General features: G+C 57.7%; 18 protein-coding genes and 1 pseudogene. 5 read left to right on the forward strand and 14 right to left on the reverse strand.

The genetic code is table 11. From position 1 onward, the window contains the following. Window positions 1–56: 56 nt before the first annotated feature. The 8 genes from ACA060_RS19215 to ACA060_RS19250 all read right to left on the reverse strand — a co-directional run bounded on the left by ACA060_RS19215 (window position 57) and on the right by ACA060_RS19250 (window position 9,181). On the reverse strand, window positions 57–755 hold the full coding sequence (locus ACA060_RS19215; RefSeq protein ID WP_497312519.1) for a DsbA family oxidoreductase: 699 nt from the start codon (window positions 753–755) through the stop codon (window positions 57–59). Between the two features lie 23 nt (window positions 756–778). Continuing rightward, window positions 779–1,351 carry a TetR/AcrR family transcriptional regulator gene (locus ACA060_RS19220; RefSeq protein ID WP_497312521.1) on the reverse strand — a complete coding sequence of 191 codons (573 nt, stop codon included), beginning with the start codon at window positions 1,349–1,351 and terminating at the stop codon, window positions 779–781. 105 nt (window positions 1,352–1,456) lie between these two features. Next, window positions 1,457–2,230 carry an SDR family NAD(P)-dependent oxidoreductase gene (locus tag ACA060_RS19225; RefSeq protein ID WP_071550874.1) on the reverse strand — a complete coding sequence of 258 codons (774 nt, stop codon included), beginning with the start codon at window positions 2,228–2,230 and terminating at the stop codon, window positions 1,457–1,459. A gap of 98 nt (window positions 2,231–2,328) precedes the next feature. Continuing rightward, the gene (locus tag ACA060_RS19230; RefSeq protein ID WP_104910643.1) at window positions 2,329–2,883 is read right to left on the reverse strand and encodes an OsmC family protein; all 555 of its coding nucleotides are present in this window, start codon (window positions 2,881–2,883) and stop codon (window positions 2,329–2,331) included. 396 nt (window positions 2,884–3,279) lie between these two features. Further along, entirely contained in the window at window positions 3,280–3,855 is a 576-nt protein-coding gene (locus ACA060_RS19235) for a TetR/AcrR family transcriptional regulator (RefSeq protein WP_497312524.1), read from the reverse strand. A gap of 323 nt (window positions 3,856–4,178) precedes the next feature. Continuing rightward, window positions 4,179–7,265 carry an efflux RND transporter permease subunit gene (locus tag ACA060_RS19240; protein WP_497312526.1) on the reverse strand — a complete coding sequence of 1,029 codons (3,087 nt, stop codon included), beginning with the start codon at window positions 7,263–7,265 and terminating at the stop codon, window positions 4,179–4,181. Then, window positions 7,262–8,383, reverse strand: coding sequence for an efflux RND transporter periplasmic adaptor subunit (locus tag ACA060_RS19245; RefSeq protein WP_497312528.1), 1,122 nt, complete (start codon window positions 8,381–8,383; stop codon window positions 7,262–7,264). The genes ACA060_RS19240 and ACA060_RS19245 overlap by 4 nt, the downstream gene beginning before the upstream one ends. A gap of 177 nt (window positions 8,384–8,560) precedes the next feature. After that, window positions 8,561–9,181, reverse strand: a complete 621-nt coding sequence (locus ACA060_RS19250; RefSeq protein ID WP_109633246.1) for a TetR/AcrR family transcriptional regulator — start codon at window positions 9,179–9,181, stop codon at window positions 8,561–8,563. An 87-nt stretch (window positions 9,182–9,268) separates the two neighbouring features. Here ACA060_RS19250 and ACA060_RS19255 point away from each other — a divergent pair, with 87 nt between their 5' ends. Both ACA060_RS19255 and ACA060_RS19260 read left to right on the forward strand, forming a co-directional pair. Beyond that, on the forward strand, window positions 9,269–10,786 hold the full coding sequence (locus ACA060_RS19255; protein WP_497312530.1) for an efflux transporter outer membrane subunit: 1,518 nt from the start codon (window positions 9,269–9,271) through the stop codon (window positions 10,784–10,786). A 32-nt stretch (window positions 10,787–10,818) separates the two neighbouring features. Then, on the forward strand, window positions 10,819–11,007 hold the full coding sequence (locus tag ACA060_RS19260; protein ID WP_497312532.1) for a hypothetical protein: 189 nt from the start codon (window positions 10,819–10,821) through the stop codon (window positions 11,005–11,007). Between the two features lie 5 nt (window positions 11,008–11,012). On the opposite strand, the gene ACA060_RS19265 is transcribed toward ACA060_RS19260, so the two are convergent. Continuing rightward, the gene (locus ACA060_RS19265; RefSeq protein WP_497312534.1) at window positions 11,013–12,530 is read right to left on the reverse strand and encodes a nucleobase:cation symporter-2 family protein; all 1,518 of its coding nucleotides are present in this window, start codon (window positions 12,528–12,530) and stop codon (window positions 11,013–11,015) included. A 228-nt stretch (window positions 12,531–12,758) separates the two neighbouring features. On the opposite strand from ACA060_RS19265, the gene ACA060_RS19270 reads away from it, so the two are divergent. Continuing rightward, on the forward strand, window positions 12,759–13,070 hold the full coding sequence (locus ACA060_RS19270) for a BrnA antitoxin family protein (protein WP_497312536.1): 312 nt from the start codon (window positions 12,759–12,761) through the stop codon (window positions 13,068–13,070). Between the two features lie 103 nt (window positions 13,071–13,173). Further along, window positions 13,174–13,632, forward strand: a complete 459-nt coding sequence (locus ACA060_RS19275) for a hypothetical protein (protein ID WP_497312537.1) — start codon at window positions 13,174–13,176, stop codon at window positions 13,630–13,632. A gap of 68 nt (window positions 13,633–13,700) precedes the next feature. On the opposite strand, the gene ACA060_RS19280 is transcribed toward ACA060_RS19275, so the two are convergent. From ACA060_RS19280 to ACA060_RS19290, 3 genes are all read right to left on the reverse strand, one after another. Continuing rightward, window positions 13,701–14,528: an arylamine N-acetyltransferase family protein gene (locus ACA060_RS19280; RefSeq protein ID WP_497312539.1), complete on the reverse strand. Its 828-nt coding sequence runs from the start codon at window positions 14,526–14,528 to the stop codon at window positions 13,701–13,703. A 112-nt stretch (window positions 14,529–14,640) separates the two neighbouring features. After that, the gene (locus ACA060_RS19285; protein ID WP_497312541.1) at window positions 14,641–15,435 is read right to left on the reverse strand and encodes an exodeoxyribonuclease III; all 795 of its coding nucleotides are present in this window, start codon (window positions 15,433–15,435) and stop codon (window positions 14,641–14,643) included. A gap of 99 nt (window positions 15,436–15,534) precedes the next feature. Then, window positions 15,535–18,105, reverse strand: coding sequence for a bifunctional diguanylate cyclase/phosphodiesterase (locus ACA060_RS19290; RefSeq protein ID WP_497312543.1), 2,571 nt, complete (start codon window positions 18,103–18,105; stop codon window positions 15,535–15,537). A gap of 155 nt (window positions 18,106–18,260) precedes the next feature. Here ACA060_RS19290 and ACA060_RS19295 point away from each other — a divergent pair. Beyond that, window positions 18,261–18,581: pseudogene (locus ACA060_RS19295) on the forward strand (GNAT family N-acetyltransferase); the annotation flags it as partial. A gap of 62 nt (window positions 18,582–18,643) precedes the next feature. Here the strand turns inward: ACA060_RS19295 and ACA060_RS19300 are convergent. Together ACA060_RS19300 and ACA060_RS19305 are read right to left on the reverse strand one after the other, a co-directional pair. Next, the gene (locus ACA060_RS19300; RefSeq protein ID WP_497312545.1) at window positions 18,644–19,600 is read right to left on the reverse strand and encodes a quinone oxidoreductase family protein; all 957 of its coding nucleotides are present in this window, start codon (window positions 19,598–19,600) and stop codon (window positions 18,644–18,646) included. Between the two features lie 30 nt (window positions 19,601–19,630). Continuing rightward, window positions 19,631–19,804 carry a DUF1427 family protein gene (locus ACA060_RS19305; protein WP_497312547.1) on the reverse strand — a complete coding sequence of 58 codons (174 nt, stop codon included), beginning with the start codon at window positions 19,802–19,804 and terminating at the stop codon, window positions 19,631–19,633. Between the last annotated feature and the right edge of the window lie 80 nt (window positions 19,805–19,884).

The following is a 19,884-nucleotide window of genomic DNA, read 5'->3' on the forward strand; positions in this document are numbered from 1 at the left end:
TCGCTCTCAATATGGATGAAGGGCGGCACAACCCAGTGCCGCACCGCTTCTGCTGATCAAATTTTGCAGCCATCTATGCCGCAGACTTGACTGTTGAATGCGTCATCTTCGACTTTCGACTTCTCCTGCATCTTGTTCAGCGCTTCAAGAAAAGCAGCCTCAGGCTGAGCACCGGACAATGAGAAGGCATTATCGAATACAAACAAAGGCACGCCCGAACCTAGTTGCGCGGCGATATGTTCGTCTTCCTCCATCTCTTCGCGCAATTCAACGGATGACCACGCCCGTTGGATTAACACGTCCGAAACACCTACGGCCTTGGCTATGGCCTCCAGGCTGCCGCGATCAAACAGCGACTGACCATGGGAGGTGCTTTGCTCATATAGCGCCTCGACCAGGCGTTTTTTAACAGCTTCGTCCGCAACCGCCTTGACCAGTACATGGGCATCGGCAGTATCGCCAAACAGCATGCTGTCAAAGCGGTAATCAAGCCCATCGGCCTGGCCATATTTACTGACGGTGTTCATCATTGCGACAGCGGAATCCGGATTGCCGAGCTTGCGTTTAAGGGCAGCGATCATAGGCTCTGGCGCTTGATTCGCCGCCAGACGATAGGCCCTGACGTTGACTTGTACATTGTCTTTTTCAGCAAATTTATCGAGCGCCCGCTCGAATCGACGCTTGGCTACCCAGCACCAAGGGCAAACAAAATCAGACCAGATATCCACTGCATATTTTTTCGAAGAAGTTTGCATGACTCGTCCTGTACTCAAAGAAATCAAGACCGCGTTACCAGCGTTTCAAGCAAATGATCGAAGCCTGCCAACGGGTCGGTTGATCGGCCCAATGTCCAATCGATAAGGCTCGCGCCCTCCAGGCTGCTCAGCAGCATGAACGCGTAGGTCTCAACGGGTTTGTCCGGCGACCAGTTGCGCTGCCGGACCCCTGCATTGAGGGTGGCCTGAAGCCAATCGAGCTGGGTTTCAAAGAACGCCCGAGTGAGCCCTTGCAGCGACAGCGGCAGTGCCGCCATTTCTGCCGCCAGGGCACCACACAAGGGCAGCAGCCCCTCGTTGGCGCTGATGATGAAAAGCCGGGCAAAACCACGAAGCCGCAGCAGCGGATCGACATGCGTTTCTTCGATCGAACTGAGGGTCGCATCGAAGCGTTTGATGTAGTCCTTGATCAACTCCGCGCCCAGGCTTTCCTTGGTCGGGAAGTGATGGTGAATACTGGCTTTTCTAATGCCGATCTGCGCCGCAAGATCGGCATAACTGAACGCGGAATAGCCCTTGGAGCGCATTTGGGTTTCCGCGACTCTCAACAGCGCTGCTTTTGTCGTGATCGACATTGAAGACTCCTGCGGCCAGCATTCAGCCTTCTTTCACTTGAACTGAGTGAAGGCGTGAAAGCTCCCGCGATGGGAGCTCTCATCAGACCGCGCTCGCCACTGTGGTCAGGCCCGAACAGCCATAATTCCAGCATCCACGTCCCAGATTGCGCCGGTCACCCAGGACGTCTTGTCCGACAGCAGGAACAGGATGGTGTTGGCGACGTCTTCGGGAACGCCGACTCGTCCCAACGGGTGGAAATCGTTCAGCGACTTCATCGCTTCCGGGATCGCCTCTTTGTCCATGAACCCTTCATAGATCGAGGTGTGAACGATCCCTGGCGAGACAGCGTTGACCCGAATACCCGAGTGAGCCAATTCGATTGCCAGGTTGCGTGTCAGCGCATGCAGACCTGCCTTTGCCATGGAGTAGGCAGAGGCCGGTGAACCTGCTAATGCGGCCTGCGCACCGATGGAGCCAACATTGACAATTGCCCCTTCGCGCTTGGCAGCCAGCATGTTCTTGACCACGGCCTGAGTGATGAAGAAGGTCGCGCGATTCAGAGACAGGTACATGTCGTACTCGGCCTCATCGTGCTCGGTGAACGGCTTGGGAATAAAGATCCCGGCGGAGTTCACCATCAGGCTGATATCGCTATGGTTGGCATTGATTTCCTTGCGAACAAAATTCATGCCTTCTTCAGTCATCAGGTTGGCGACGATCACCGACACAGGGCCCAGCGGGCTCAGCTCGTTACGCACCGCATCGGCCTTGTCTTGCTTGCTGCCGGTGAGCACCACGCTGCCGCCTGCCTTGAGCACCATGCGGGCCGTTTCCAAGCCCATGCCACTGGTGCCACCGACAACTAGCAGTTTTTTACCTTTGAAAAAATCATTCATTGCAGACTCCGGTTATCCAGATTTCGTAAGGGTCGGCACCAGGGCAGCTAGCCGCCTACCGGTGCACGCTAGGTTTGAATCTGTTTGAAACAGGCGAATCAGCCCTCACGCACTTCGAGGGTCGGCACCATACGGATAGCTTTCGAAAAGTTGGCGTAGTTGACAGAGGTTTTGAGCACCACGTTGTGCAGCTCTTCAACACGCTCACGGGAGGCGTCGGTATGCAGGCGAATCACTACACTCACTTCGTCGTAGCCCGGGTTGACGCTTTCGTCGATGCCCAGAAAGCCACGCAGGTCGAGGGTGCCGTCCGTTTCGATTTCCAGGCTGTGAATCTTGATACCCATCATCGCGGCGTTGGCGGCATAACCGACCGACATGCAGGCGTTGAGAGCGGCCATCAGCAGCTCTTGAGGGTTAGGCGCAGTGTTTTGGCCCAGCAATTCATTAGGCTCATCGGCGACGATTTCGAAATCCCGCGAATAGGTTTCACCGGCCAGACTGTAGCGATTGACTTTGGCCACAGAGCGAGTCTGGCCTTTCCACTGAGTCTTGACGTTGAAGCTCGCGTGGCGCTTGGTCGCATCCTCAGCAACGCCTTGGGCAAACTGCTGGAGTGCGGCGACATCGATACCATTCAGGTTGTTGCTCATGTGTTCGTTCCTCTTCGGATGGACCGGGCGTTTGGCCCGGAAGAGAAACAAGCCTACCAACTAGTAGGTTGTCGATCAATAAATTATTCTTCTTATAACCAATCGCCAAAAAAACCAGCTTCGACAGAGTTTTCCTGAATAGGGATAACTCCGATAACAATGCAGTAATTTCTACTTAATCTTGTACTTCTGATCACACACCGAAAGTGTAGACATGGGTAGGTATCCGCAACCAAAATGCGAGACTAGACGTACGCTCGTCAGATTGAGTGCGCGCAAAAAGAATTCAGAGAGTGTGAGCTAAGCGGCTGAAACCACTTACGAGGAGGGAAAACGGACCGAGCCAGCGGGGGCAGAATCGGTCGATTTATGACGCAGAATAAAGCTGATCGAACCTCAGTGATGTGTTTCGGTAACCCGAAGTCCATCTAAAATGAAATCAAATCCAGAAGACTGTTCGTAATTGTCGCTCAGCGCCCAAGATACAAAGCTGCCACCTTCCAACGTATTCAAGATGAACCTGGCAACCTTCACGCCGTCCAGCTCAGCTTTGAGTTCCCCTGCCGCTTGGCCCAGTGCGATATTGGCCTGAAGCCAATTGAGATGGATTTCGAAAAAATCCCGCGTCAATTCCTTTAGGCTTTCAGGCAAAGCCAGCAATTCCGCCGCCAAGGCACCGCAGAGCGGAAGCATCGCGTTTTTACTGCTTTGCGCGAACATCAAGGCGAATGCATTGAGCCGATCGATAATGCCGGTATTTTCATCATTGATGCATTCCAGCTGATTCTTGAACCGGAACAGATAACTCTCAACGATGGCAATCGCCAGAATTTCTTTGGTGGGAAAGTGGTGGTGAATACTCGCCTTCTTGATACCGATGTCTTCCGCCAGATCGGCATAGCTGAACGCTGCGTAACCCTTGGTACGCAACAGAATCTCAGCGCTGCTCAGGAGGTCGGAACGTGTACTCATGATGCCGTTTCCAAATTTATCAATGCGGCATCATAAATTAGTACTTCTTCATAAGACAGCGTTCAGGTTGCGCACCTATGAACCACCCACTGGAATCGTCCTATAAATGAGACCTGCGCGGACTTGAATGACGGTAAATCCGGCCATGCCTCAAGCAACACCGTCTGCAATGACAGGGCTGCAGATAGCCCGCAAAACACCGCTCTTCCCTGAAGCCAGTTGGCCGGAGCCACGAAGGGCGCAGCGGGATCAAACTGCTGAGAAATCCGGGCCAACGAGCTCATATCGATTTTCCTTTTTGAGACGATCCAGGCACGCAGGTATCAAGCAACATGAGTGCTCGCTGCAAGCTCATGCGCGGGCTCGGGCTTGATCTTGAACCAGAGGGCGTACATCGCTGGCAGGAACACCAGGGTCAGCACGGTGCCGGCAAACGTACCGCCAATCAGGGTGTAGGCCAGCGTTCCCCAGAACACCGAATGGGTCAGCGGAATGAACGCCAGCATCGCCGCCAACGCCGTGAGAATCACTGGCCGTGCACGCTGCACAGTGGCTTCGACCACTGCGTCATAAGGCGACAGACCGGCTTGCTTATTAGAGTGAATCTGGCCAATGAGGATCAGCGTGTTGCGCATCAGAATCCCTGACAAGGCAATCAATCCCACCAAGGCGTTGATCCCGAACGGCTGCTGGAACAGCAGCAGAATTGGCACCACACCAATCAGACCCAAAGGCGCGGTGGCGAACACCATCATCATTGCCGACATTGAGCGCACCTGAATAATGATGGTCAGCAACATCAGCGCGATCATGATCGGGAACAACGGTAGCAATGCCTTGTTCGCTTTACCCGACTCCTCGATCGCGCCGGCAAACTCAATCCGGTAGCCCGCCGGCAGTTTTTCGATGATGGGCTGCAACTGCGTTATCAAGGCGTTGGAGACATCGGGAGGCTGAAGACCTTCAGCCACGTCACCGCGCACGGTTATCGTCGGCGTACGATCACGACGTCGCAGAATGGGCTCCTCCATGCGCACATCCACCGCCCCTACCTGGGACAGCGACACGCGCTGGCCTTGGACGCCGGTCAGCGTGAAGGCGGCAATTTTCGACGGATCCAGACGCGTCTCTCCCGCCGAGCGAGCGATCACCTGAACCGAACGAATGTCCTCACGCACCTCGGTGACAGGCACCCCCGTGAGCAGGAATTGCAGCTGTTGCGCGACATCGGTCGAGGTCAAGCCGAATGCTTGCAGGCGATCCTGATCCAGCGTGAGATGAAGTGCCGGCGCACGCTCACCCAAGTCGGTGTTGACGGTCCTCATCATGGGGCTGGCGGTCATGACCTCACGCACCTGCGCGGTGATATCCCGCAACACCGCGGGGTCGGCGCCCATCACCCGAAAGGCCACCGGATACGGTGAATAAGGACCAAATACCAACTGCGTCACCCGCACCCGAGCTTCAGGCGTCAAGCCATCGGCCGCCGCTTGTCTGAGGCGGAGCTTGAGCGCCTCACGCTCTTGCTGATTCGCCGTCAGGACGACGATTTTTGCGAAGGATGGATCGGGTAGCTCAGGGGCCATCGCCAAATAGAAGCGCGGCGCGCCTTGGCCAATGTAAGCGGTGACGATCTTGGCCTCCGGCTGCTGAGCCAACCACGCCTCGACTTTGGCCGCTGCCATATCAGTCTGTTCGATAGACGTGCCGTAAGGCATCTGCACCTCAACCAGCACCTCAGGCCGGTCGGACGTTGGAAAGAACTGCTTCTTGACCACGCCCATGCCCAAAATCGCAACAACAAACAAGCCCACGACGGATGTCGCCACCAGGCCTTTGCGGCGGATCACACTGCCCAGCAGGCGCCTGAAACGCTGGTAGTTCGGTGTACCGTAAATCGCCGTATGCCCGCCTTCAGGCACCTTGATCTGCGGCAGCAGTTTGACGCCCAGGTAAGGTGTAAACACCACGGCCACCACCCAGGAAGTGATCAGCGCGATGCCAACGATCCAGAACATGTTCGCGGTGTACTCACCAGCGGTCGACTTGGCAAAACCGTTGGGCATAAAGCCGATCGCCGTCACCAACGTTCCCGACAACATCGGCGCGGCCGTGTGGCTCCAGGCATAAGCGGAGGCCTTGATACGGTCGTAGCCCTCCTCCATCTTCACCACCATCATTTCAATGGCAATGATTGCATCGTCCACCAGCAGTCCCAGCGCCAGAATCAACGAGCCCAAGGTAATTCGATCAAAGTCTTTGCCCGTGGCCGCCATGACAATGAACACGGCTGCCAGGGTCAGCGGCACCGCCGCGGCAACCACAACGCCGACACGCCAGCCCATGCTGAGAAAACACACCAGCAGCACCACGCCCAAGGCAGCAAAAAACTTCACCATGAACTCGTTGACGGAGGCGCCAATATTCACCGCCTGATCCGTGACCTTGGTCAGGCTCATGCCCAAAGGCATCTGCTCGTTGATCGCTGTGGCCTCAGCGTCCAGCGACCTCCCCAAATCCAGGCCGTTCCAGCCGTCGCGCATGACCACGCCGAGCAACAGTGCCGGCTCGCCGTTGTTGCGTACCAGGAACGTCGCGGGGTCCTCATAACCACGCTTGACCTCAGCCACATCGGACAACTTGAGGGTTCTGCCTTGCACCGTCAGTGGGGTATTACGAATCTTCTGCAGGTCATCAAACGCGCCATCCAGGCGGATGAAAACCTGTGGGCCCTTCGCTTCTACCGAACCTGCCGGGGTTATCATGTTTTGCGTGTTCAACGCACTGAAGATGTCTCGTGCGGAAATGCCCAGTGTCGCCAAACGCTCGTAGGACAGCTCGACAAAAATGCGCTCGGCCTGTTCACCGATGATGTTGACCTTCTTCACACCCGCCACATGCAGCAGACGCTGGCGCAAGCTCTCGGCTTCGCGCACCAACAGACGTTGGGGCTCGCCCTTGGCCTTGAGCGCATAGAGCGCGAAGGTGACATCGGAATACTCATCATTGACCATCGGGCCGATCACCCCAGACGGCAACCCCTTCTGCTCATCCAGGATTTTCTTGCGCGCCTGGTAAAACTCCTCCTGGACGGCTGAGGGCGGCGTGCTGTCGAGCAGGTACACCGTAGTGAATGCCAAGCCGGGCCGGGTAAAGGTCTCGGTCCGATCGTACCAACGCAGTTCCTGCATGCGTTTTTCCAGCTTTTCTACCACCTGGTCTTGCATCTCCTGGGCTGTCGCCCCAGGCCAGGCGGTGACCACCGTCATTTGTTTAATGGTGAATGCGGGATCTTCCGCACGCCCCAGTTTGAAGAAGGCGTACAACCCACCCACAGAAATCAGCAGGATCAAAAACAGGGTGATTGAGCGCTCGCGTACGGCCAGCGCCGAAAGATTGAAGCCGCTCATCGACTTACCTCAACCACTGAATTTTGCGGAGCATCGGCGAGTTCAGTCCTGACCTTCTCTCCCTCGCTCAGCAAGTGAGCACCCAATGCGACAACTCGATCACCCACCTGCAGATCCCCCATCACGCGCACGCTGGCCTCATTATTCAGGCCGCGAACCTTGATCGGGCGCCATGCCACCTGCTCAGTTTCCCCGCCCACCACCCAGACCCCCGGGCCTTTACCGGCGTCGTAGAGTGCCCCCATGGGCACCTGTAATTCCTTGGCATCAGCAACATCCATGTCAGCGATAACCACTGATATCGTCGAACCCAGGGTGGCGTTGGAGAGTGCCCCCTCCAGCACATAACGCGCTTCAAACGTTCGGGTCTGTCGGTCGGCAGAGTCGGACAACTGGCGTAAACGCGCTTTACCTGCAGTCTGGTGCTGGCCGTATAGCTCAACCGTCGCCGCCGAGCCCAGCGCAGGACGTAGCGTCTCGGGTAACTGGATCACGGCCTCGCGCTGCCCTGAATGGGCAACGCGTACCACCACCTGCCCTGCGCCAACTACCTGCCCCGGCTCCGCCAAGGTATCCACTACCACCCCGTCAGCATCCGCCAGCAACGTCGAATAACCGGTCGCGTTTATCGCCACATCAGCCTGGGCCTGGGCAGCGTTGAGTTGGGCTTTCGCCGAGTCGGCAGCTGCTTTGAACCCTGCGTAAGCTGAAGCAGATACCGCTCCGACGGACACCAGATCACGGTAGCGAAGCTCGTCATCGGAGGCCTGCCGAGCTCGGGCCATGGCGGCCAGTACCGCTTCCTGCTGTGCCCGCGCGGTCAGCGTCAGGTCGTTGGCATCGATTCGCATAAGTGGCTGCCCGCGCTTGACACTCTGTCCAGCATCCACCAAACGCTCCAAGACCTTCCCAGGCACCCGAAAACCGAGATCGCTCTGAACTCGGGCCGCGACGATACCGGTGAATACCCGTGCCGCAGGCGCGGAGGGTTGAACCACGCCGATGCGCACCAAGGGCACTTGAAGGCGAGGATCGGCAGGCGTGGCCTCGTTGCAGGCCGCTAGGGCAAACGGCAACAAGACAATGAAAATGAATGACAGGTGGTGGCGCTGGATCATAGAGACCTCTCAGTAGCGGGTGCCCCATGCTTATTCAAGTGACCATTTATGCCAATAGTCACTACCGAGACGAATGAACATCGCCCACTTGATCAGAGCAGAGCAAAGAGGCTCGATATCTAGTTTTTTCAGGTGCACGCGCTAATACGGATGCGCAGCGCATCCGTCAGCAGAGGTTTAAGGCATCAGGCTGCGCAGAACAAGATTGGAGATGAGAGAAGGGGCTTCTTCAACAAAATCGAGGTTGTACTGCAATAGCAGAGGATTGATGAAGGGCCGCAGAGCGAGATGAATCGCCTCTACCGTCTCGTCCAGCGGAGTCTTGCGTTCAAACTCGCCGAGTTCTCGCCCCTCACGCACGATTTGCAACACAAAGTTCTTGATCTGAGCGTCATAGACTTGCGAGCTCGGCCAGCGCTCCGACGCGGAGAATGCTGCGATATCATAGAGTTTGCGGTCGTTAAAAAACAGGCTCACACCTGTAGCGATTAGGGTTTTGACCAATCGCCGAAAACGCTCAGTCGGCGAGATGCCGTCTGCATTGATAGCCTGCTCCACAGCTGCAACGATTTCCGTCAGGCAATTTGTACAGATAGCGTTACCAATCGCCTGCTTGGATTCAAAGAACTTGTAGATGTAAGCCTTGGAAAAACCGATGGCCTTGGCAAGGTCAGAAACCGTTGTTTTGCCGTAACCGTACTGACTGAAATGCTCGTTGGCCGCCGCGACAATCTGGTCTCGGATGTCGTGATCGGCTGGGCCACGGGCGCTGGGCGAAGAAACGGATGGCTGATTCATGCGAGCAGCTTACTCATCCCAAAGGTGGTTGACAACTTGTGACCAAATTGTAACATCGTCACAACCTAACCCTTTCGCAGGTATCGCATGCACCCTCCTCCTCGTTTCGCCGTCTTACTGTGTTTGGGTATGGTTGCAGGTTGTGCAGTGGGCCCCGACTACTCAGAACCCAGTGTGGAATTGCCCGAGAATTTCTCGGCGCAAACGTCCAAAGCACGACAAGTGCCCCCCGCAAATGCCGATCTCGCCGCTTGGTGGAACGCATTTAATGACCCGGTACTCAGTCAGCTGATAAATCGAGCACTTGAACAGAACCTCGATTTAGCCCAGGCAAGCGCAAGGATCGAGCAGGCTCGCGCCGGTTTGGGCGCAGCTAACGCAGCCCTCCTGCCGTCGGCTACCGTCAATGGTCAGGCGGCCCGAGCCCGTCAGTCGTTAGAGACGCCGTTGGGCCAAGTGCTGAATTCAGACCCTTCCTATAATCGTTACGGCAGTGCCTATGAGGCAAACTTGAATGCCGGCTGGGAGCTGGATGTGTTTGGCGGGCTACGCCGCAGCAAAGAGGCGGCCTCCGCCGATTATCAGGCCTCACAAGCCGGGGCGATTGCCACACGCCTGGCAGTGGTCGCGCAAACAGCCGACCTTTACATCAGCATCCGTGGCCTGCAAGCACGCCTGGAAATTGCCCGGCAGCAAGTAGACACACGACAACAACTGCTCACCACCATCGAACATCTCTACGCAAAAGGCCTGGCGGCTGAACTGCAGTTGAACCAGACCCAAGGCGCGCTGAACCAAGCGCAAGCCACCGTTCCGGTACTGCAAGCAGGCATTGACGCGGCAATGAATGCGCTGGATGTCATGTTGGGCAAGGCGCCCGGCACTTACAGCGCGCAGTTGACTAAGCCGGCGCCCATCCCTGATGTGCCAGGCCTCTCGGACATGGGCGCTCCGGCCGACCTGCTGCGTCGGCGTCCAGACTTGATCGTCGCGGAGCGCCGTCTTGCGGCATCCAGCGCGCGCATCGGCGAAGCCATTTCCGAGTACTACCCCAAACTGTCTGTGGCTGCTCTGCTCGGCAGTGCTACCTCGGTATCAAGCGCAAACCTATTCAGCAACAGCGCCAGTCAGGCTTCGGCGGCACTGGGTATACGCTGGAGGCTCTTCGATTTTGGCCGCATCAACGCTCAAATTGATTTGGCGAAGGGCCAAGAAGCCGAAGCCTTAGCCGCTTACCGCCAGTCCGTCCTGCGGGCCTGCGAAGATGTTGAAAGCGCTTTTTCGGCGCTGATCAACCGCGAGCAACAATCGACACAACTCGCCCAAGGCGAGTCGGCGTATGCGAAAGCCCGAGCGACGTCGTTTGTCGCTTATGAAAAAGGCGTGGTCAGCCTGATCGAAGTACTGGATGCCGATGAACACCTTTTAGCGGCATCTGATGGCAGAGCTCAGGCACAAACTGAATCGGCTCGCGCTGCAGTGGCCACGTTCAAAGCATTGGGAGGTGGCTGGCAGCGAGACGACTCAGATGCTCGCGTTGTCTCAAAAAGAGCGGGAACTCGAATGTTTTTTCCTGATCCAGGGATATCGAAAGAACTCCAATAAAATACGGGCTGGATTAGGATAATCGTAGGGATATGAATACCAAAAAACAGAATAATTTCATTGTAAAACAAATGCTTATTTTTTCTGCTCGAGTCCAGGTCGTTGCCAGACAGCAATATCGAAAAGCCCCTGAATCGAAAGGTTCAGGGGCTTTTTTGTGGATCCTGGAAAAGCAAAAGGCCGATCTGTCTATTCAACAGATCGGCCTTTTTAGCAGGTGATGCCGTTAGACATGCTCACTGCTTTTCGCGTGAGCCGCACGATGCTCGCTCGAATCATGGGCTGCTTCCACCACCGGAATCTCATTCCCGTCGCAGTCACGCAGTTTGCCTTCGCTGAAGTAATCCCCTTCACGCAACGCCGCCAGGTCCTGGTAACGCAGCACCCGTTCCGTACCGGCGGCAAACACCGATTGCTGATCCGAGTTACCGGCGGTGAGGTGGTTGAAGGCCAGGTTCAGCACGATGGCCATGATCGCCGAGGAGCTGATGCCCGAGTGGAAGATGGTCGCGAACCAGCTTGGGAAGTGGTCGTAGAAATTCGGCGCGGCGATCGGGATCATGCCGAAGCCGATGGAGGTGGCGACGATGATCAGGTTGACGTTGTTGCGGTAATCAACCTTGGACAGCGTGCGAATGCCACTGGCCGCCACGGTGCCGAACAGCACGATGCCAGCGCCGCCGAGTACCGAGGTCGGTACTGCGGCGATGACCCGGCCCATGAACGGCAGCAGACCGAGAATCACCAGGAACAAGCCGCCGGTGGCGACCACGAAACGACTCTTGATGCCGGTCACGGCCACCAGCCCGACGTTCTGGGCGAAGGCGCTTTGGGTGAAGGAGCCGAAGATCGGCGCGATCATGCTCGACAGCATGTCGGCGCGCAGGCCGTTGCCCAGGCGTTTGGAGTCGACCTTGGTGTCGATGATTTCACCGACGGCGAGGATGTCCGCCGAGGTTTCCACCAGAGTCACCATGACCACGATGCACATCGACAGGATCGCGGCTAAATGGAAGGTCGGCATGCCGAAGTGGAACGGGGTCGGAAAGCCGAACATCGGGCCTTGCGTGACCGACGAGAAGTCCGCCATGCCGAGGAACACCGCGAGGATCGTGCCGATGACCATCGCCAGCAGGATCGACAAACGGGAGATGGTCGCGCTACCGATCTTGCTCAGCAGCAGCACCAACACCAGCGTCACCGCCGCCAGACCGATGTTGGCCATGCTGCCGAAGTCCGGGGCATGGCTATTGCCGCCCATGGCCCAGCGTGCAGCCACTGGCATCAGCGTCAGGCCGATGGTGGTGATCACGATGCCCGTCACCAGCGGCGGGAAGAACTTGGTGATTCGTGAGAAAACCGGCGTGATCAGTAACCCGATCAACGACGCGGCGATCACCGCCCCGAGAATCGACTGAAAGCCGCCCTCCCCGCCGCTGCTGACAATCGCCACCATCGTTGCGACGCCCGAGAACGACACGCCCTGTACCAGCGGCAACTGACACCCGAAAAACGGTAAACCGAGGGTCTGCAGCAATGTCGCCAAGCCCCCCGCAAACAATGAAGCAGCAATCAACAAACCGATGTCCGCCGGCGAAAGCCCGGCCGCCTGGCCGATGATCAAAGGCACCGCGACGATGCCGCCGTACATGGTCAGAACATGTTGCAGGCCGTAAGCCATATTCGCGCCGACCCCGAGGTTTTCGTCCTCAGGCCGTTGGTGTGAAACATGGGGCGTTTTCATGGTTGGGGGGTTCCCTGGTTTTTTGTTATGCGCACACTGTATGCAAGACCCAGGACAAATGTCTATAGAGTTGTATACAACTAATCAGTCAGATAATGGACATATGTCCATGCTGCCCTTTTGCCGCGCGGGTTCCCCTCCAAAAAATCTTGAAATACATCTCCTCTCTATATGCATATTAAATATGCATAAATGCGCCTTTCGACATCTTGTCTCGAGGCCGTACCAATGAAAGACCAATACGATTTCAGCACCTCCGAACGTGGAGTGGTTGCCTCCAGCAAAGGCAAAACCCGGATTACCATCATGTTAGATGATGCCGTTATTGAGGCGGCTCGATCGCTGGCAGAAAGCGAGGGATACGGTTATCAGACGGTGATCAATAACGCCCTGCGTCAAACACTTCTAAGCCATAAAGGCTGTGTGGTGAGTGTCGGAAAAATCAAAAAAGGGATTCCAGCCTCCGAGCTGAAAACGCTGGAGGACAAACTGCTCGAAGTCGCCAGCGATATCCACCGCATGATGGAACCTGAAATTTGACCCTGGCAACTTCGATATCCCTGACAGAGTCGCTCTGCACGGCACCTGATAGACTGCGCCGAGCCGGCCACTCTGTCGGTGTCGGACATGGATGCCTACCCCCTTGATCAGCGAATCGACACTCAGCCACCTTTGGCAGACCTTCATCCTGGCGTACCGCGCATTTCGCAATGTCGTGGCCGTGCAAGCATTCATCATTGCGTTGTATTTTGTTTGGGGTATGCCTGAGCTGACGGTAGCGCTCTGGCTCTGGCTCTGGCTCGGTGTTTTTGCATGTTTTATCGTCGGCGGAGTCTGGTTCGGAGCGTTGCCATTGGTCTTGGGCTTCACGCCTCTGTACGCCTGGATCAGCGCAAAGGGATATGCGAACTGGATTACCGGTCTATTGGCAGGATTGGCGATTGCCGGGGTCGTCTGTCTTCACCCAAAGCTGCGACTGCTCTGGTATTTCTGGATGGTCGATGGGGCGCTGGTCGGACTGCTTACTCACTGGGCCTGGCGGACAAACGCAATAGCGCAAACTGACGAACTCAGCCTGCGCCAGACATCATCACCGCCCTGAAAACAATCGAACAACTCAAGCTTTTGCCCAGCATCGACGGCAAGACGCCGACACGGGCATTTCAGGTTTCAGTCTGGTTCAATCAACCGCCCTAGCACCTGCCGCAACCCCGCATGCTCCGGCACGCGAATCCCGAACTCCCCCTCCAGCAACCCGATCAACTCCTCCACATCTGCCACCTGCCGTCGTTCGCTCTCGGCGCCCACCCGATGAATCGCAAAACTGCCATTGTTCAACGTGCGCCTCCAGCCATCCCCGGTACGCGCGACCATCAGTTGCTTGGCAAACGATGATTCCGGATGGGTCGAGACATACCAGTTGCCGACGGCGTAATCGATGTCTTCCTGGCGCTGCAGATCGAAGATGTACATCGGCCGCCACTCGCCGCCGACGTTGGCGCGCAGAGTGTAGCCGTCTGCATGGCGCTCGATGCGATACGGTTCGTGGGGCGTGAGTTGTGCCGCATCGGTGTCGAGCAGGAGCGGTGCGGTCGGCACCATGCCGCCGAAGCCGACGTCGGTGATGTAGCGCACGCCGTCCAGAGTGACCAGGCTCAAGCGGTGCGTGCGGGCAGTCCACGCACCTTCGGGCTGGCCCATCACCACCCGACCGGTGATGCCATGGGCGTCGAAGCCCAGCTCCTGAAGCAACATCAGAAACGCGTAGTTGAGTTCGTAGCAGTACCCGCCGCGCCCCTCGTGCAGGATTTTCTGTTCGATGGAGGGCAGGTCGATGCGTACCGGCTCGCCGGACAGCGTGGTGAGGTTTTCGAACGGGAAGGCCCCGGTATGGCGCAGCTGAAGTTGGCGCAGGGTGTCCAGGGTTGGCGCCGGGGGCGCGTCGAAACCCAGGCGTTGCAGGTATGACGCTCGGTTCGTCAGGCGTGGCTCGCTCATTGCTAGGTCCTTATGCATGGGGCCGCGGATCTCTCCGCCGATGGGCGCCATGTATAAGGGATAAAGCGGTTCGACTGACAATTGATTTAGCCAATCGCCCGCCACCCAAAGATCAACGCCGCTTGCGCGAACTCAAGCGAATCCACGTCGGCGCGTGATCGCTGGCGTGCGGTTCGTTGCGCACCCAGGCATCGACCCCGGCCTCATGCAGATAAGGACTCAGGCCTGAGTTGAGTAACAGATGATCGATGCGCAACCCCGAGTTTTTCTGCCAGTGCTGCCGGAAATAATCCCAGAAGGTGTAGAGCCGATCCTCCGGGTACAGATGACGCAGGGAATCGGTCCAGCCCTGATCCAGCAAGCGCTGGTAGCACTCGCGACTTTCCGGTTGCAGCAAGGCGTCCTTGAGCCACGAGCGCGGGTTGTAGATGTCGAGGTCGGTGGGTACCACGTTGTAGTCGCCGGCCAGCACCACCGGGTGTTCGCTGTTTTGCAGGTCCTTGGCATAAGCAATCAACCGCTCGAACCACGCCAGTTTGTAGTCGAACTTCGGCCCCGGTTGCGGATTTCCGTTGGGCAAATACAGGCAGCCCACCAGAATTCCGTGCACCGCAGCCTCCAGGTAGCGGCTATGGGTGTCGGCGTCATCACCCGGCAGCCCGCGCCGACTCTCCAAAGGTTGCGCATCACGGGCCAGAATCGCCACCCCGTTCCACGACGATTGACCTTGCCAGATGGCACCGTAGCCAATGGCCTCTAGCTCGGTGGCCGGAAACGCGCTGTCCACCGACTTGAGCTCCTGCAAGCAGGCAATGTCCGGCTTTTCGCGCTCAAGCCAGGCCAGCAGATTCGGCAGCCGGGCACGTATGCCGTTGACGTTGAAGGTGGCGATTTTCAGGTTTTTCATGGGCCGAGGCTCGCAACGGATGGACGGTATCCAGTTGTGACCGGGGTGCGTGATGGCAGTTGCCACGACAAACGAAACAGGCGACTAAAGGTCCCCCCATTACACCGGATGCTCGTCATGCGATGCCTTGAGCAACGGCAACAGCGCCTGATTTTCCATCGGTCGGCTGAGGTAAAAACCTTGCACTTCATGACACTCGTCTGAGATCAGGAAGTCCAGTTGCTCCAGCGTCTCGACGCCCTCTGCGGTCACGGTCAGTCCCATGGCCTTGCCCAGGTTGATGATCGCCTGCACCACCGCACGGTCGTTGCCGGTGCCGCTCATGGACGAGATGAAACGCTTGTCGATCTTGATCCCGTCGAACGGATAGGTGCGCAGGTAACCCAGCGACGAATAACCGGTGCCGAAGTCGTCCATGTTCAGCCGCACACCCAGCTCCTTCAGCGAGTTCATGGTCGCGAGAGCGCCGTCGACGTCGTTGAGCATCACGTTTTCGGTGATTTCCAGCTCCAGTCGACTGGCCGGCAAACGGCTTTGGATCAATGCTTCTCTGACATCCTCCACCACATCACTGCGCATGAACTGCACGGGCGACAGGTTGACCGACACCATCAGCTCACCCGGCCAGGTCAGCGCCGTCTCGCACGCTTCGCGCAGCACCCAGCGCCCCAAGGGCACGATCAGATCGGTCTGCTCGGCCAAAGGAATGAACGAGTCAGGGCTCAGCAATCCCTGCACCGGATGCTGCCAGCGCAGCAACGCTTCGACCGAGACGATCTGTTTGCCATCGACGTGATAACGCGGCTGATAGTGCATCACGAACTCGTTGTTCTTGATCGCGTGGCGCAAGTCGTTTTCCAGTTTGCGACGGTGCTGGATCTGATCATTCATGTGCGGCTCAAAGTAGCACCAGGTTTTCTTGCCATCGGATTTGGCCTGATACAGCGCGATGTCGGCACAGCGGATCAGTTCCTCCGGCATATGCCCCTGACGCCGACTCAAGGCGATGCCGATGCTGGCGCCGATGTGCAGCGTGTGATGGTCATAATGAATCGGCTGCTGCAGGCTTTCGAGGATACGCTCGCAAATCCGGTCGATTTCCGTGTGGATGTCCATGCCATTGAGCACCAGCACAAACTCGTCACCGCCCAGGCGGGCGACCAGGTCAATGTCCCGCGTGCACTCACGCAAGCGGGTGGCCACTTCCAGCAACACCGCATCACCGGCCGGGTGGCCGAGGGAATCATTGATCGGCTTGAAGTTGTCCAGGTCGATCATCAACAACGTCAGCGGTGCCGAATGCTCCTTCAGCACCAACGCATCTTCGAGGTAACGCGCCAGTTTGTTGCGATTGGGCAGGCCGGTCAGCGCGTCGTGCAACGACAGATGCTGGATCTGCGCATGGGCGGCGACTTCATCGGTGATGTCACTGGCCGTTCCGCGATAACCCAGCACCGCGCCTTTGCTGTGGATCGGTCGTGCCGACACCCGACAGACACGTTGCTGTCCGGATTGATCGCGATAGGAACAGCGCAGGTGGCTGACGTTGTGTTCTTCGTTGAGCTTGTCCAGCCACAGTGACAACGGCGTGGTATCGCAATACAACAGCTGCTCGATGTCCTGCCCCAGCCATTGCTGATCGGAAAAACCGGTGACTGCGCCGAAGCGCCCTGACAGATACGTGATTCGGTGTTTGTCGTCGATTTCCCAGATCCAGTCGGAAGCAGCCTCGGCCACTGCACGAAAACGCTCTTCACTGGCCTCCAGCGCCTGATTCGACAGATCCAGATTGATGTAACTGGCGTCCACGTGCCTTGAGGTGCGCAATACATAACGAAAGAACCACGCCGTCAGCAACGCCAGAATCAACAGCGCCCCGCCCAGTGGCGGCAGCAGTGACCAAAGCAATTGATGGCCTGGCTGCTCGAGCCGCGAGACCAGGCTGTAACCGGTACCCGTGAGTGCAACCGCAGGCTGACCGGGAGCCAGGGTGTTGTCGAGCGCGAGGCTCAAGTCATGTAAACCGTAATCGGCACTCAAGGCGCTGAGCTTTTCCGGACTCAATTGATCGACGAACATCAGCACCGAGGTGCTTTGGGGATCGACCGCAGGCCTTTCGTCATTGGGCACGATCGCCGCAGCCGTCAACAGCGCGGGCTGGCCCTCGAACAGCGTGAATCGGCTGATGGGGACGAGCAGGCTTTCCTGCCCCTGAACCTCTTCGATCAATGTCGGCATCGATATCGAAAGGAGAGCCGCCGCGTCATCCTGCACCTGAAGGCCGCGCACCGTGGCGTATTTGGTCCCCTGGTGATCGACCACGAAGACACCGTCGTAATGGTCCATGGTGAACAAGGTTTTACCCATGTTTTGCTCGACGTAAGCCCACGTTACATCGACCTCACCGTTGAGATGGTCGTAGGCAGTCGTCCAGGTCGCATAACTGGCGACGTAGTTTTTCGAGGCTGAAGTGCGGTTTTCCAGCGCGCGCTGGGTGTAGAACGTGGTCTTGGCCAGGTCCTGGGTATCAAGCCGGCCGGCAATGCTGAACAAGGCAACGAGGGCGATCAGCACCCCTAATACAAATACCAGTCCGACGGACCAGACCAGGTTCCGTGTGATCGGTGTATGGCGCCCGGGGGCGGTGGTGGTCGTAGCGGTCAATTCCATGCATGGGATCCTGTCAATCGATTGCCTGATCGGGTGGATGACAGGCAAGCGTCCCATTGACCATAGCAGTCATGGTCCTTCATGGCCCCACACTATTGCCAATCGACAGCCGCTACCCTGTAATGGCATGCATCACCCGCAACCTTTTTATGTCGAGAACCGAAATCGGCAGCAGCTGGATCTCTGCGCGCTGGCAGAAAACCTTCGTCAACACCGAGGCCAAATACCTGATGCTGCGTTACGCCTTCGAGGTGCTGGACTGCGTGCGAGTGCAATTCACCACCGACGAAAACAACCAGAAGTCGCGCAACTCGATCTTGCGACTTGGCGCACAACAGGAAGGCATCGTGCGCCATGAACGGATCATGCCGGATGGACGCAAGCGTAACTCGGTACGGTTCAGCATCATTGATGAGGAGTGGCCGTTGGTGCGGGAAAATCTCAAGAAAAAACTGACACGATACAACCTTCGCTGACGCCTCGAACGATTGTGCGAGCCTGCTCGCGAAGAGGCCAGACCACCCACCATCAATGCCGGTTACGGCAACAAAATCACCTTGTCGCCAGCCCCTTGATTCACCTCGGCATACCGCTCCCCCCCCTGCGCCAACGGTGATTCAAACAACCCTTCCGGCAACGGCAACAGCCCCAGATCAAAGAACTTGCCGAACTGATCCAGCATCGCCGCACACGCCTGCACGCCGTACAACAACGAATTGATCCCCACCACCGAACCACCCTTGCGATACAACGCCAGCGCCGGCAATTGCACCATCCCGTCCACCGGCGCGGCAATGATCGCGATGCGACCGAAAGTGGCCAAAGCCGGGACCGAGGCCGGCAGCCAGAAACCGGTGGTGTCGAAAATCACATCAGCGCCGCCGGCATACACGGCATTCACCTGCGCACCCAGCTCGTCCGGTTTATCCAGTTGCAACGTCTGATAGCCCTGCTCCTGCAGATCCTTGACCAGCTCGGGCCGGCGCGCCGCCGCCAGTACCTGAGCGCCACGCACCTTGGCCAGCGCCAGCGCGGCACTGCCCACCGCTCCGCCGCCGATCACCAGCAGCCGCGTTCCGGTCGTCACCAGACTGCGTTCCAGCGCATCCCACGCCGTGGTGTACGGCACACCGAGGCTGGCGGCCTGGGCGAAGCTCAAATGGGTGGGTTTGAGCGCTACGCCATTGGCCGGCAGTTTGACGAATTGCGCATGGGAGCCGTCGGCAAAAAAGCCCAGTTCACGACCGGTGCCCCAGACGTCCTGACCGATCAGTGCCTGTGGCCCTTCAACCACCACTCCGGCGAAATCCCGACCGGGAATCCGCGGCAAGGTGGTGTAGGGAAAACGCCCCAGCACGTTCTTCACATCGCTGGGGTTGAGGCCGGCCGCCTTGATCTGGACCAGCACTTCATCGGCACCGGGAACGGGGGTTGGCACATCAACGTAGCGCAGGGCCGAGAGGTCACCGGTCTGGTCGAATTGCAGTGCTTTCATGAGAGTTTCCATCGCAAAAAGGAAGGGGTTTCAGGAGACCCAGCCAGCCACCAGCTGCCGGCCCATGGGCCACAACTTTTCGCCGGCGAGCATGCCCAGCAGGCCCACCAGGGCAATGACCGGTGGGGCGGGAGAGCGAAAATCCAGTGCGCCGTAGAGCAGACCGACGCCCAGACCGATGACCAGCGAGATGAGGTAGCTCATGGCAGACTCCGTGGGCAAACAAGGTAGGTCTGAAGTCTAGAGAGCGGTGGCGAAGGGCATCGGCCAAGTGCTTCTGAATA

It is taken from the genome of Pseudomonas sp. LBUM1671, from assembly GCF_059695685.1.

Coding starts and splice junctions, on each gene's coding strand:
- ACA060_RS19300 (WP_497312545.1), bottom strand. CDS start 19,600: ATGAAAGCACTGCAATTCGACCAGACCGGTGACCTCTCGGCCCTGCGC.
- ACA060_RS19235 (WP_497312524.1), bottom strand. CDS start 3,855: ATGAGTACACGTTCCGACCTCCTGAGCAGCGCTGAGATTCTGTTGCGT.
- ACA060_RS19305 (WP_497312547.1), bottom strand. CDS start 19,804: ATGAGCTACCTCATCTCGCTGGTCATCGGTCTGGGCGTCGGTCTGCTC.
- ACA060_RS19290 (WP_497312543.1), bottom strand. CDS start 18,105: ATGGAATTGACCGCTACGACCACCACCGCCCCCGGGCGCCATACACCG.
- ACA060_RS19260 (WP_497312532.1), top strand. CDS start 10,819: ATGAATACCAAAAAACAGAATAATTTCATTGTAAAACAAATGCTTATT.
- ACA060_RS19255 (WP_497312530.1), top strand. CDS start 9,269: ATGCACCCTCCTCCTCGTTTCGCCGTCTTACTGTGTTTGGGTATGGTT.
- ACA060_RS19265 (WP_497312534.1), bottom strand. CDS start 12,530: ATGAAAACGCCCCATGTTTCACACCAACGGCCTGAGGACGAAAACCTC.
- ACA060_RS19215 (WP_497312519.1), bottom strand. CDS start 755: ATGCAAACTTCTTCGAAAAAATATGCAGTGGATATCTGGTCTGATTTT.
- ACA060_RS19245 (WP_497312528.1), bottom strand. CDS start 8,383: ATGATCCAGCGCCACCACCTGTCATTCATTTTCATTGTCTTGTTGCCG.
- ACA060_RS19285 (WP_497312541.1), bottom strand. CDS start 15,435: ATGAAAAACCTGAAAATCGCCACCTTCAACGTCAACGGCATACGTGCC.
- ACA060_RS19270 (WP_497312536.1), top strand. CDS start 12,759: ATGAAAGACCAATACGATTTCAGCACCTCCGAACGTGGAGTGGTTGCC.
- ACA060_RS19230 (WP_104910643.1), bottom strand. CDS start 2,883: ATGAGCAACAACCTGAATGGTATCGATGTCGCCGCACTCCAGCAGTTT.
- ACA060_RS19225 (WP_071550874.1), bottom strand. CDS start 2,230: ATGAATGATTTTTTCAAAGGTAAAAAACTGCTAGTTGTCGGTGGCACC.
- ACA060_RS19220 (WP_497312521.1), bottom strand. CDS start 1,351: ATGTCGATCACGACAAAAGCAGCGCTGTTGAGAGTCGCGGAAACCCAA.
- ACA060_RS19280 (WP_497312539.1), bottom strand. CDS start 14,528: ATGAGCGAGCCACGCCTGACGAACCGAGCGTCATACCTGCAACGCCTG.
- ACA060_RS19240 (WP_497312526.1), bottom strand. CDS start 7,265: ATGAGCGGCTTCAATCTTTCGGCGCTGGCCGTACGCGAGCGCTCAATC.
- ACA060_RS19250 (WP_109633246.1), bottom strand. CDS start 9,181: ATGAATCAGCCATCCGTTTCTTCGCCCAGCGCCCGTGGCCCAGCCGAT.